The organism is Ruoffia sp. FAM 24228, assembly GCF_045528575.1.
Classification (GTDB): Bacteria; Bacillota; Bacilli; order Lactobacillales; family Aerococcaceae; genus Ruoffia; species Ruoffia halotolerans.
Window position 1 is genome coordinate 18272 of sequence record NZ_JBGQQZ010000027.1, and the last position, 12612, is coordinate 30883.

A 12612-nucleotide genomic window follows, 5' to 3' on the forward strand; every position below is an offset into this window, starting at 1 on the left:
GAGGCTAAAATTTGCCAACTTTTGAAGAAGGTTTAGTATCCATTATCACACCCGTGTATAATGCAGAACGCTTTATTAGCGAGACCATTGTGAGTGTTATTAAACAAAGTTACACCAATTGGGAAATGATCTTAGTCAATGATTGTAGCCAAGACAACTCGGTTGAAATTATTGAAGGGTTTGCTAAAGAAGATAAGCGAATTAAATTAGTTAATTTAGCTGAAAACAGTGGGGCAGCCGTGGCACGTAATACTGGAATCGAGAATGCCAAAGGAAGATATATTGCTTTCGTTGATAGTGATGATTGTTGGTCGGAGTCGAAACTGACAGAACAACTTGTATTTATGCAAGAAAAACAGGTTGGTTTTACATATACGGACTTAGCATTAATCAACGAATTAGGTGAGGTATTAAAAGACCGCGTCAATGTACCGGCTTCCTTCTCGTATTCAGAGCTATTAAAAAATACAGCCATTGCCTGTTCGACGGTCGTCATTGACCGCGAATTAATTGGAGATTTCCGTATGCCTCCTGTTCGAAAAGGACAAGACACAGCAACGTGGTTAATGTTAATGCGTGAGCGAAAAGTTAAAGCTTATGGCTTACAAGAAGTTCATAATTATTATCGTCAAGTTCAAGGTTCGATTTCAAGTGACCGGATTGGTGCATTGAAACGGACGTGGAATACTTATTATAATTTAGAAAAATTACCATTACCCAAAGCAGTGTATTATTTTTCACATTATGTATTAAATGCAGTATTACGCCGGTTATAAGCAAAAAGTCTGAGACGCAGCGTGCGCTTCAGACTTTTTTGTTATTTCTTTTTTATTGGGTGTCTTAAGATAGTTTTAAGCTTGGCTGGATCAGCTTTTCGAGGATCCGATAAGTAGATTTCATGATGATGCTTGATGTCACTAATATCTAGTTGATAGCCTTCTTGGTTGATATAGTCATGCATCTTAGACACAGAATGTACTTCATCGTCATAAGGTCCAATATGGAGGATTTGGACAGTTAAACCTTCAGTTATCGTTGTAAGATAGACGTTTGCAGTGTTGATTTTCTTCTTGTTTAGAACTTCATTTTGAGCCCACTCAAAGACTTGAGGTGTGACATACTCTGGCATTCGCAGCTTCATAACCCATTGGAAGTCTTCTTTTCTTGATGAATCCACACCATGTACACCGTCTTGCCACCAATATCCTTCAAGCGGTGGAACAACAAATACAAAGAAATCATCAATTGTGTAGCCATTACGCTCACTCATCCGAATCGTGTAGGCTAGGCTATATATTTGTTTTACTGCTGCCTGGTATTCCCCGTCTAATTCATTCGGGTCACCCATACCATCAATCGCAATAAACTTCATCTTAGGTATATCAATAATTTCTGGTATTGTTTTTGGTTTATAAAACTGCTTCTCTTTTTTTTAAAAATCAAAAGGCATATCTTACTCATTCCATTCATATTCATGCTATATTAATACTATAATCTATTATACATTGAGCCAGGCAAGTTGTATTTAAGAAGATTATTTTTTATTTTGTTAATAATACTTGCAAGCGTTACCTTAAATCATTTAAACTATAAATATTGAATTATTGGAGGATATTATGAAAATTAGCTTATTAGAACCATTACGTGTACCAAAGGAATACATTGAAGAATTGGCACAGCCATTAAAAGATTTAGGCCATGAGTTTGTCTATCATGAAACAAAAACAACAGATCCAGATGAATTATATGAGCGTAGTAAAGACTCTGAAGTGGTGATTATTGCCAACAATCCGTATCCTAAAGAAGTGATTGAGAAATTAGACAAAACTAAATTTATCGATGTTGCTTTTACAGGGGTAGACCATGTAGATAACGCTAGTGCTAAAGAAAAAGGCATTAAAATCGCAAATGCATCGGGTTATGCTACTCAAGCAGTCGCAGAATTATCTATTGGTTTAGCTCTGAATGTTTTACGTGAAGTGAAACAAGGAGACTTAGATGTCCGTAAAGGCGACGATTTTCCAGGATTAATTCAAGGACAAGAAATTCATGGAAAAACAGTCGGTATTATTGGTACCGGGACAATTGGAATTCATACAGCAAAACTATTCAAAGCTTTCGGAGCTAAAGTCTTAGGGTATAACCGCTCAGAGAAACAAGAAGCGATTGATGCGGGTGTTGAATATGTAAGCTTAGATACACTGATTAAAGAAAGTGATATTATCTCAATCCATCTTCCAATGACTGAAGATACTAAGCACACAATCGGTGAAAGAGAGCTGGATAATATGAAAGAATCAGCTATCTTAATTAATGTAGCTAGAGGACCGATTATTGATAATGAAGCTTTAGCAAATGCTTTAAATGAAGGAAAAATCGCTGGTGCTGGTATTGATGTCTTCGACATGGAGCCACTAATTCCAAATGATTACCCGTTACTTCATGCAAAAAATGCATTGTTAACACCACATGTTGGTTACTTAACAAATGAAGCAATGGTCCTTCGTGCTCAAATTGCCTTTGACAACGTAATGGCATATATTAACGGCGAAGATAAAAACATCGTATCTATTTAATATAGAATGGACTCACAGTCAGATAGTATTGAGGACGATCGCTAATTAGAACCTTCAATATTATCTGGCTTTTTTGATATCAAACGCAATGTAGGAGGAAGTTTATGACAGAAAGATTGACAACAAGTCTCACTTGGCAAGAGAAAGATGAACACTTTGCTTACGATGGGCCTCTCGGTCCAGTATTAAATTCTGATGGGACAGCTGTATTAAGATTATGGTCACCGAGCGCTAAATCGGTCCAAGTATTATTGTATGATAAAGACAATCAAGAAAAACAAGTCGCAGTAGTGGAAATGAATTCACACGACAAAGGTTTATGGGAAGTGACATTGAATCAAGACACAGTGTCTGGTATCGATAATTTCAATAATTATTGTTATCATTACCAAATTAACCGTGATAGTGAGACCGTCTTAGCCTTGGATCCTTACGCTAAATCACTGGGTACTTGGAATAGCCACGACGAAGCATCGTATATTGCCAAAGCCGCGATTGTTGCACCAGAGAACATTGGGCAAAAATTAGACTTTGCTAAAGTTGAAAACTATAAACGAAGAGAAGATGCTGTAATCTACGAAGTTCACGTGCGGGACTTTACATCAGATCCATCAATAAAGGATGAACTACACCACCGTTTCGGAACGTTTGAAGCGATGGCGGAACGATTGGATTATATTCAGTCGCTTGGTGTCACGCATGTGCAGTTACTGCCTGTCTTAAGTTACTATCATGCGAATGAATATGAGACGGGTGAACGCTTCTTAGAATATAAATCAGCTTGGACGAACTACAACTGGGGCTATGATCCAATGCATTATTTCGCTTTAACAGGGATGTATTCAATTAACCCCGAAGACCCTTCATCCCGGATTCGAGAGTTTAAAGAACTTGTGAGTGAAATCCACGAAAGAGGAATGGCGGTAACACTGGATGTCGTGTATAATCACACCGCAGAGCTCCATATTCTTGAAGATTTAGAACCTGAGTATTATCATTTTATGGATTCAGATGGGACATCAAGAACTAACTTTGGTGGCGGACGTTTAGGAAGTACTCACTATATGACACGTCGCTTGATTGTTGACTCATTAAAGTACTTAGTAGAAGAATTTAAAGTTGATGGCTTTAGATTTGATATGATGGGGGATTTAGATGCAGAAACAGTTCAATTAGCCTATGAAGAAACAGCCAAAATTAATCCAAATATCTTAATGATCGGTGAAGGTTGGATTACGTACGCTGGAGATGAAGGTGCTGAAGACGTTCAAGCAGCGGATCAATTATGGATGTCAGATACAGAAGCTGTTGGCTCATTCTCAGACGAAATCCGAGACGAATTAAAATCTGGTTTCCAAAGTGAAGGGAAGCCACGCTTTATTACTGGCGGGCGCCGAAATGTGCAGAAGATTTTCGATAATATTAAAGGGCAACCGCATAATTTCGAAGCGGACCAACCAGGTGATGTCGTCCAATATATTGAAGCACATGATAACTTAACTTTACACGACGTGATTGCAGAATCGATTAATAAAGATCCAAATATCCATGTGGAAGAGATACACCAACGCATACGTCTGGGTAATTTAATCGTTTTAACTTCACAAGGGACAGCATTTATTCATGCCGGTCAAGAATACGGTCGTACCAAACAATTTAAGCACCCAGAATTTAAAACCATGGTAGATGAGTGGGGCGATATTCCAGATAATTCTACTTACTTTACTAATAATAATGGGGACCCGATTGAATATCCATACTTTATTCATGACTCTTATAACTCGTCCGATGCGATTAACAAGTTTGAATGGGAAAAAGTAAGAGGAGTGAATGGTTACTCAATTGAGAATACAACGATGGAGCATATGCGCGGCTTAATTCAACTCCGTCAATCAACAGATGCCTTTAGACTAGCTGATAAAGAACTCATTGATACAAATGTACAACTATTAAATGTCCCAGAAATTCGTGAACGTGATGTGGCGATTGCTTATAAAGTGAGAGGAACAAAAGGGGACGAGTATATTATAGTGATTAATGGAAACAAACGAAGTCGTACGTTCACATTACCGGAAGACGTTGAGTTGGGGCAAGTGATAGCCGACCAGGATCGGGTTGATACTGAACCTTTAATGCAACCCCAAGGCATTGAAATACTGTCATCAACACAAATTAAATTAGCTGGATTAAGTACAGTAATTTTTAAGAAATAAAGTAAATACAAGAAAAGCGACGGAATTCCAAATTGAATTCTGACGCTTTTTTTGCTTATTTTCTCATGTTTAACATTTTGAATTGAACGTGCATGTATATCTCTAAGATTGAATCTGTAAAGAATACACCTAAGGCAATCGCCCCAGCGATTGATAGAGTTTGAATGAGATAATAATTACTTAGATTATAGTTTCCTTGAATAAAGTAAAGAGCTGTCTGATAAATCGCTAACCCAGGCACAAATGGGAAAAAGGCTGGGATATAGAAGATAGTTACCGGCGCTTTAAAGCGACGCGCAAAGAATTGGCTAATTAATGATACAACACTACAAGCAAAAAATGTTGCTAAAGCGACACCCATTGGGTTTGCCAATAGAAGATATACAAGATAGCCGATTGCTCCCGCATAACCCGTCTTGAAGATGAATGATCTAGGTGCTTCAAGTGTAATAGCAGCTGTGATTGTGGCTACATATGCCCCGATAACTTGGATAATTATACCAACCATGATGTAACCTCCCCGTAAAAGTAAAGGCCAATCGCGACACCAATCGCTAAACTTAGTGCAATAACAATCGCATCAGCCACACGAGCGACACCAGAGATATAATCGCCTTTTAACATATCTCGAAGACCATTGGTCACAGCAGTCCCCGGATATAGAGGCATTAAACCAGCAATGATAATAACATCAGTTGATATATCAAGTGGAACTACCGCCGCAATTACATTAGTTAAAAATGCAGTCAATAAGGTTGATGCAACACCATAAATAAAGCTATTCAATTGGAATAAGTCTTTTAATATACGTGAATAAGCTACGAGTAAACCAGTAAAGATTGAAAAGACACTGTCCCAGAAGCTTCCACCTAATAGAACAACAAAGGCAATCACTAAGATAACCGTTGCTATATCTTTACTAAAGACTGTGTAATCAGAATCATCTACCACCTCGAGTCGTTCAGCAGCTTCATCAATCGTAATCTGTCCACTTGTAAGTTGGCGTGAAATATTATTCACTCGGTAAATCTTATTTAATTGGTTACTACGGTCTGTTATTCGATGAACTAATGTAAAACCTTCGATTTCAGGATCTGAATCATCTAAAGTAACATATAGACCTGTTGTATTTGTGATGACTTCCGTGTTAGAAAGTCCACTTGTTTGAAGAATACGTCGAACCGTATCCTCAACTCGATAACTTTCAGCATGAGACTCCAGCATAATTCTACCTGCTGTTGTTGCTACTTCAACTATTTTTTTATATTTCTTTCTCATAAAGATATCACCCACCTTTTGTTAAATAATTCGTTAGGAGACATTCAAAATATGGTAACATAGAAAATGAGTAATCACTATTTAAATATGAATGAATTTTAATAAGGAGTGATTTCATGACATTATTATATATATATTTAGTATTTGCCTTTGAATGCAAAGATGCCAATACCATTTACATATCCATTGATGATAAGGACAAGCCATTATATCAATTATATTTTAAATATGATAGAGAATGTACAAACTTTCAAAAAGTTCTCCACAATTATTCAATGGAAATGGAACTACATAACTATTCGATTAAAAAACAACTTGAGTTTATTTATAAATTTATTGAAACAAACCCATTTATGTATGAATACCAATATACCTTATCGAATAAAAGAAAGTAGAGTGAGTTAAGACGTATGAAAATCACAAAAATTGCACAACAACAGAAACAAGCAAATCGTTATTCAATCTTCGTTGATGACGAGTTTTTTATTGGTGTCGATCAAGAAATTCTAATCGAATACGCTTTGCGTAAAGACCAAGAAGTGGATCAAAACTTATTAGATAAGATTAAATCAGCAGAGAATGATCATAAATTATACTCTGCTGCGATTAATTATTTATCTTATGGAATGCGTTCCATCAAAGAAATGCGCGACTATTTACATAAGCAAAAAGATAAAAAAGAAAAAGAAGAGAATTCAACCGCACCTTCAGAAGAAGTGATTGAAAATACCCTTGACCGTTTAATTCGACAAGGCTATTTAAATGATTTGGAATATGCCAAAAGCTATGTCCGCACAAACTACACACTGAAGTCTAAGGGACCAAACATTATTCAAAATGAATTGAAAGTCAAAAAGGGGATCAATGAAATGACTATTCTTGATGCAATGGACGAGTATCCAGAAGAAGAACAAAGTGAAAATATTCAAGCGCTGATTGAGAAATTCATCCGAACTAAAAAATCACTGCCACCAAAAATGATGCGCAGTAAATTGTATACTCATCTACTTACCAAAGGCTTTGACAAAGATTTAGTGAATCAACATATGAGCGAATTGACCTTTGACGACGCTGAAGATGATCAAGAAGACATGTTAGAAAAAGAAGCCGACAAATATTTAAGAAAACATCAGCGCCGTTTTAGTGGCTATGATTTAAAACAAAAAATGATACAAAGTCTGTTAGGTAAAGGCTTTGACTATGAAATGATTAAACATTGGCTTGAAGATAATGAAGCCGAATTGGAAAAGAATGAATAGAAAGTGGATTAAATGACGAACAAAAGACAAAAGTTAATCGAACAGTATCCGATCAATTGGGATGAAAAAAAGATAAAAGCATTCCAAACTCAATTATTAGATTGGTATGATGCGAACAAAAGAGACTTACCTTGGCGACAAACGAAGAACCCTTACTATATTTGGGTTAGTGAGATTATGTTGCAACAAACACAAGTTAATACAGTTATTCCATATTACGAACGGTTTATTAAAGAACTCCCCACAATTAAAGATTTAGCCGAAGTGGAAGAGTCTGAATTAATGGGTCTCTGGCAAGGTTTAGGCTATTATTCACGTGTTCGTAATATGCAATTTGCAGCTCAACAAGTGATGGCTGACTTTAACGGTGAGATGCCTAATACGTTGGAAGGTCTGCTTTCTTTGAAAGGTATCGGTCCATATACCGCCGGTGCAATTGGTAGTATTGCGTTTAATCTTCCAGAACCAGCGTTAGATGGTAACTTAATGCGGATTGTAGCTCGCTTATTTGAAATAGACCGTGATATCACTTTAAATAAGACAAAAAATGAGTTTACTAGTATTTTGTATCAGTTAATTGATTCAAAAAGGCCAGGTGACTTTAACCAAGCCTTGATGGATATCGGTGCCACGATTATGACACCAACCGATTACCAACCTGAAGATAGTCCGATCAAAGAATTTGATCAATCTTATCAGAATAATACGAGTCATCTTTACCCAGTAAAGAAAAAGAAAACAAAAGCAACCAAACACCACCGAATCGCCTATGCGATACGAAATCATAAGGGTGAATGGTTAATGCGCAAACATAATGACAAAGAACTTTTGACGGGTCTGTGGCATTTTCCAATGGTTGAAGTGAATGTAGTTATGGAAGGCGCGACGAGTTCTGAATTGATAGAGCCTTTAGTGAATCATTTAGATGAAAGTATTGATATCAGTGAATTAAAGCTAGACCGATCATTGATATTGGATGAAGAAGAAGGCTTTGAACTCTTGCCAACATTCGCACAAGTGAAGCATGTATTCTCACATCGGATTTGGCAAGTACAAGTGATACCATTTTTACTAGATGGGACAGCAGATTTGAATGAGGAAGACTTCAAATGGGTAAGCATTCAAGAGCTAGAATCCCTACCAGTATCAACTTTACAACAAAAATTGTTTAATAGTATCGTATCCGATCGAGAATAAAGAAAAAGTAGAGGAATAATATGAGCAGATTATTTAGATATTTTGAAGGCTACAAGCTTAGTAGTATCTTCGGACCTTTAATGAAATTAGTCGAAGCAGTTTTAGAATTGCTAGTCCCAATGATTGTAGCATTAATTATTGACGTTGCCATCCCAACTGGAGATGTAGCAAATATTATCAAATATATTTTGGTGATGTTTGGAATTGCTGCAGCTGGGCTAGCCTTTTCAATTACAGCACAGTTTCTATCAGCAAAAGCAGCTGTAGGTTTTGCTGAAAATTTAACCAATGATTTATTTGAATTTGTTTTACAATTACCAAAAGAAGTATATGGAACGATTTCTCCCGGGAGTATCGTCACTCGATTAACAAGTGATACGTTCCAAATTCAAAGTGGATTGAATACATTTTTCCGCTTATTCCTTCGTTCACCTTTTATTGTATTCGGTTCTTTAATTATGGCCGCACAAATTGATGGACGAATGACACTTATATTTTTAGCTATGATTGCCATTTTATTTGTTGTAGTAGGTGCAATTATTTATTTTGCAAATCCATTATATACACAAATACGAGAGCAATTTGATTTATTAGTGACATTAACACAAGAACAAATGAAGGGTATGCGTGTGATCCGCGCTTTTCAGCAAAAAGACCGTGAAGTGAATGAATTTAAAGCTCAAAACAAAAACGTCACTACCGACCAAATTCGTGTAGGTTTCATTAATGCTTTCACTAATCCACTCACTTATATAGTGGTGAATGTTGCTTTGATTATTGTTCTTTGGCAAGGTGGAAATTTTATTAATTCCGGATCATTGACCCAAGGTCAGCTAGTCGCTTTAGTGAATTATTTATTGGCTATCTTAGTGGAATTAGTGAAGATTGCATTTGTCATTACACAATTAAACCGAGCATACTCAAGTGCTAAACGTGTAGTGACTGTCTTTGAACAGCCACTAGAATCTGAAGTGTTTGAGAATAATAGTCAGCAAAATGAAGAGAAGCATACAGTTTTAAGTTTTCAAGATGTGACTTTTACATACCCGAATGCAACGAAACCATCGCTATCAAATATTGTTTTCTCAATTAAAGAGGGCGATTTTGTTGGGATTATCGGTAGTACTGGTTCTGGTAAATCAACCTTACTTCAATTAATTACAAAAACTTATGATGCCCAAGAGGGTGGCGTTTTCTTCCAAGAAGATTACTTTAATACGGATTCAAAACGTGACTTAAGAGAGAATATAAGTGTTGTTCCAAGTAATGTTGCATTATTTAAAGGAACAATTCGAAGTAACTTATTATTAGGAAATCCTGAAGCGACGGAAGAGATGATGTGGCAAGCGCTAGAAGATGCACAAGCATTGGACTTTGTTCGCTCATATCCAGAAGGTTTGGATAAAGAAGTCGCTACTTTTGGACGTAATTTCTCTGGTGGTCAAAGACAACGTCTAACGATTGCACGAGCACTAATTAAACCGTCATCATTATTAATCTTTGATGATTCAACGAGTGCCTTGGATTATGTTACTGAAGCAAATTTCCAAAGAACGCTGAAAGAAAAGTATAACGACCGTACGATAATTATGATTTCTCAAAGAACACATAGTTTACAACAGGCAAATAATATCGTGGTCTTAGAAGAAGGAAGACAAATTGGCTATGCTAGCCACAAAGAGTTACTGGCAAATAACCCTGTGTACCAAGAGATTTATGCATCACAAAATGTGAAGGAGGTAGCGGATAATGGAGAACACTAATAAAAGCAGTTCAAGTATTTTGAAACGATTATTTTCTGACCTATCTGGACACAAATTACTTGTTGTTCTTTCGTTAATATCAACAGTTATCCAAGTAGGATTGACTGTTTACCTCCCAATTTTAATCGGACAAGCCGTTAACCAGACGATTGGTGAAGGGCAAGTGAACTTTGATGTCTTATTACCAACACTTATGAATATGGGAATTGTGATTGGACTCAATGCGATTGTTCAGTGGGTTAACCCAATTTTATTCAACAAAATTACATATGAAGTTATAGAATCGCTTCGTAACCGTGTGCTTGAAAAAGTTCACTCATTGTCTTTAAATTATATAGATCAACGCAGTACAGGAGATTTAGTGAGTCGAGTTACCACAGATACCGAGCAATTAGGTGATGGGTTGATTATGATTTTCAATCAATTCTTCATTGGTATATTAACTATTTTCATCACTATCTTTACAATGGCACAACTTGATTTAACCATGATGTTACTTGTTGTTGTGTTAACGCCGATTTCATTATTTATCTCACGTTTTATTGCAAAGAAAAGCTACTCACTTTTCCGCCAACAAACGAAGGCACGTGGGGAACAGGCGGATTTTATCGAGGAAAATATTCAACAAGCTGATATTGTTAGATTGTTTAATTCTCAAGAAGAAGCGACGGAAACTTTTACTAAACTCAATGCTGATTATAGTGAAAAGTCCAAGTGGGCAATCTTTTACTCGTCGACAATTAACCCAGGAACGCGTTTTATTAATGCTTTGATATACGCAGCGTTAACATTTTTAGGAGCCGTTCGAATTGTGAATGGAACGTTTACTGTGGGAGAGTTAACGACATTTTTAAATTATGCGAACCAATATACGAAGCCATTTAACGACATTTCAAATGTGCTCGCGGAAATTCAAAGTGCTCTGGCTTGTGCGGATCGACTATATACAATTATCGATCAGCCAGAAGAGGTAGAAACTGGACATAGATTGATTGATTCAAGTAATGTCGATGGAAAAGTAAACTTTAATCGTGCTTCGTTCAGTTATACAAAAGATAAAGAGCTGATTACTGACTTAACTTTATCAGTTAAAGCAGGTGATACGGTAGCAATTGTTGGGCCTACGGGCGCTGGTAAATCAACATTAATTAATTTACTGATGCGTTTCTATGACTTAGATCAAGGACAAATTTTAATTGATAATGAGCCGATTACCGACTTTACTCGCGAATCTGTTAGAAAGCAATTCGGGATGGTGCTACAAGAAACTTGGCTAAAAGGTGGAACGATTCACGATAATATCGCTTACGGTCATCCAAACGTATCTAGAGAAGAAGTGGTGAAAGCAGCCAAAGCGGCTCACGCCCATCGCTTCATTGAATTGTTACCTGATGGGTATGACACAGTCTTAACAAGTGGTGGTGCTGGGTTATCAACGGGGCAACAACAATTATTATCTATCGCGCGAATTTTTGTTTCAATTCCGACAATGTTAATTCTAGATGAAGCAACATCGTCGATTGATACAAGAACGGAAATTCTGATTCAAGAAGCATTTGATCGCTTGATGAGAGGGCGCACGAGTTTTATTATCGCCCACCGCTTATCAACCATCATGAATGCGGATATGATATTAGTTATGAAAGATGGTTCCATCGTTGAACAAGGAAACCACGATACACTTATGAAGGCACGCGGCTTGTATTATACAATGCAATCGTCTCGTTCGCCTGAGCAATAAAATAAAACCTTACTGAGTATGAGAAATCATATTTGGTAAGGTTTTTTTGATGGGTGTGTTGGTTGAGGTGTGTCGTGAGGATAGATGAGTGCAGGTTTAGTGTTAATTTAGTATTTGGGTTTGAGAGGAACGTGGGATTTTGGGTTAGCGGGACGTGTCATATGGTGACAAGGGAAATTGGGTGTTTAACGGGACTTGTCATGAGGTGACAAGGGAAATTAAACGTTTAACGGGACGTGTCTTTTGGTGACAAGGGAAATTGGTTGTTAACAGGACTTGTCATTTGGTGACAGTGGAAATTGGAAGTCTAACAGGACTAGTCATGAGGTGACCAGGGGAATTGGAGCTCTATCAGGACATGTCATATGGTGACAAGGGAAATTGAAAGTTTAACAGGACTTGTTATGAGGTGACAAGGGGAATTAGGAGTTTAACAGGACATGTCATGAGGTGACAGTGATAAAGCCCATATAATTGTGTAAAAGTAAAAAACCATAATAATCTCTTTGGTACAATGTAGTTGACAGACAAACATTGAAAGGAAGATTATTATGGCTCAATTAAATATTACCTTAAATTTAGAAG

Annotated in this window: 11 protein-coding genes; 8 read left to right on the top strand and 3 right to left on the bottom strand. The window is 36.9% G+C overall.

The genetic code is table 11. From position 1 onward, the window contains the following. Positions 1-11: 11 nt before the first annotated feature. Positions 12-776 (top strand): glycosyltransferase family 2 protein, encoded by a 765-nt coding sequence (locus tag ACEN33_RS06265; protein ID WP_407089408.1) that lies wholly within the window; start codon positions 12-14, stop codon positions 774-776. A 41-nt stretch (positions 777-817) separates the two neighbouring features. Here the strand turns inward: ACEN33_RS06265 and ACEN33_RS06270 are convergent, their stop codons facing one another. Then, the gene (locus ACEN33_RS06270) at positions 818-1399 is read right to left on the bottom strand and encodes a GyrI-like domain-containing protein (protein ID WP_407089421.1); all 582 of its coding nucleotides are present in this window, start codon (positions 1397-1399) and stop codon (positions 818-820) included. A 217-nt stretch (positions 1400-1616) separates the two neighbouring features. Between ACEN33_RS06270 and ACEN33_RS06275 the strand changes: the two genes are divergently transcribed. Both ACEN33_RS06275 and ACEN33_RS06280 read left to right on the top strand, forming a co-directional pair. Then, the gene (locus ACEN33_RS06275; RefSeq protein ID WP_407089409.1) at positions 1617-2576 is read left to right on the top strand and encodes an NAD(P)-dependent oxidoreductase; all 960 of its coding nucleotides are present in this window, start codon (positions 1617-1619) and stop codon (positions 2574-2576) included. A 104-nt stretch (positions 2577-2680) separates the two neighbouring features. Beyond that, positions 2681-4789 (top strand): pullulanase, encoded by a 2109-nt coding sequence (locus ACEN33_RS06280; RefSeq protein WP_407093586.1) that lies wholly within the window; start codon positions 2681-2683, stop codon positions 4787-4789. 55 nt (positions 4790-4844) lie between these two features. On the opposite strand, the gene ACEN33_RS06285 is transcribed toward ACEN33_RS06280, so the two are convergent. Then, on the bottom strand, positions 4845-5297 hold the full coding sequence (locus ACEN33_RS06285) for a threonine/serine exporter family protein (RefSeq protein ID WP_218930011.1): 453 nt from the start codon (positions 5295-5297) through the stop codon (positions 4845-4847). Further along, positions 5285-6067 carry a threonine/serine exporter ThrE family protein gene (locus tag ACEN33_RS06290; protein WP_407089412.1) on the bottom strand — a complete coding sequence of 261 codons (783 nt, stop codon included), beginning with the start codon at positions 6065-6067 and terminating at the stop codon, positions 5285-5287. Before ACEN33_RS06290 ends, ACEN33_RS06285 begins: the two co-directional genes overlap by 13 nt. Before the next feature lie 116 nt (positions 6068-6183). On the opposite strand from ACEN33_RS06290, the gene ACEN33_RS06295 reads away from it, so the two are divergent. Genes ACEN33_RS06295 through ACEN33_RS06315 form a run of 5 tightly spaced genes read left to right on the top strand, consistent with a single transcriptional unit; the run spans position 6184 to position 12027 of the window. Next, entirely contained in the window at positions 6184-6462 is a 279-nt protein-coding gene (locus tag ACEN33_RS06295; protein WP_407089413.1) for a hypothetical protein, read from the top strand. Positions 6463-6477: 15 nt separating this feature from the next. Continuing rightward, positions 6478-7326 carry a recombination regulator RecX gene (gene recX, locus ACEN33_RS06300; protein WP_407089414.1) on the top strand — a complete coding sequence of 283 codons (849 nt, stop codon included), beginning with the start codon at positions 6478-6480 and terminating at the stop codon, positions 7324-7326. Between the two features lie 12 nt (positions 7327-7338). After that, the gene (gene mutY, locus ACEN33_RS06305; protein ID WP_407089415.1) at positions 7339-8523 is read left to right on the top strand and encodes an A/G-specific adenine glycosylase; all 1185 of its coding nucleotides are present in this window, start codon (positions 7339-7341) and stop codon (positions 8521-8523) included. A 20-nt stretch (positions 8524-8543) separates the two neighbouring features. Next, the gene (locus tag ACEN33_RS06310) at positions 8544-10286 is read left to right on the top strand and encodes an ABC transporter ATP-binding protein (RefSeq protein WP_407089416.1); all 1743 of its coding nucleotides are present in this window, start codon (positions 8544-8546) and stop codon (positions 10284-10286) included. Further along, a complete protein-coding gene (locus ACEN33_RS06315) occupies positions 10273-12027 on the top strand; it encodes an ABC transporter ATP-binding protein (RefSeq protein ID WP_407089417.1) in 1755 nt (584 codons plus the stop codon). Before ACEN33_RS06310 ends, ACEN33_RS06315 begins: the two co-directional genes overlap by 14 nt. Positions 12028-12612: the final 585 nt, after the last annotated feature.

Coding starts and splice junctions, on each gene's coding strand:
- ACEN33_RS06315 (WP_407089417.1), top strand. CDS start 10,273: ATGGAGAACACTAATAAAAGCAGTTCAAGTATTTTGAAACGATTATTT.
- ACEN33_RS06290 (WP_407089412.1), bottom strand. CDS start 6,067: ATGAGAAAGAAATATAAAAAAATAGTTGAAGTAGCAACAACAGCAGGT.
- ACEN33_RS06285 (WP_218930011.1), bottom strand. CDS start 5,297: ATGGTTGGTATAATTATCCAAGTTATCGGGGCATATGTAGCCACAATC.
- ACEN33_RS06275 (WP_407089409.1), top strand. CDS start 1,617: ATGAAAATTAGCTTATTAGAACCATTACGTGTACCAAAGGAATACATT.
- ACEN33_RS06280 (WP_407093586.1), top strand. CDS start 2,681: ATGACAGAAAGATTGACAACAAGTCTCACTTGGCAAGAGAAAGATGAA.
- mutY (WP_407089415.1), top strand. CDS start 7,339: ATGACGAACAAAAGACAAAAGTTAATCGAACAGTATCCGATCAATTGG.
- recX (WP_407089414.1), top strand. CDS start 6,478: ATGAAAATCACAAAAATTGCACAACAACAGAAACAAGCAAATCGTTAT.
- ACEN33_RS06295 (WP_407089413.1), top strand. CDS start 6,184: ATGACATTATTATATATATATTTAGTATTTGCCTTTGAATGCAAAGAT.
- ACEN33_RS06310 (WP_407089416.1), top strand. CDS start 8,544: ATGAGCAGATTATTTAGATATTTTGAAGGCTACAAGCTTAGTAGTATC.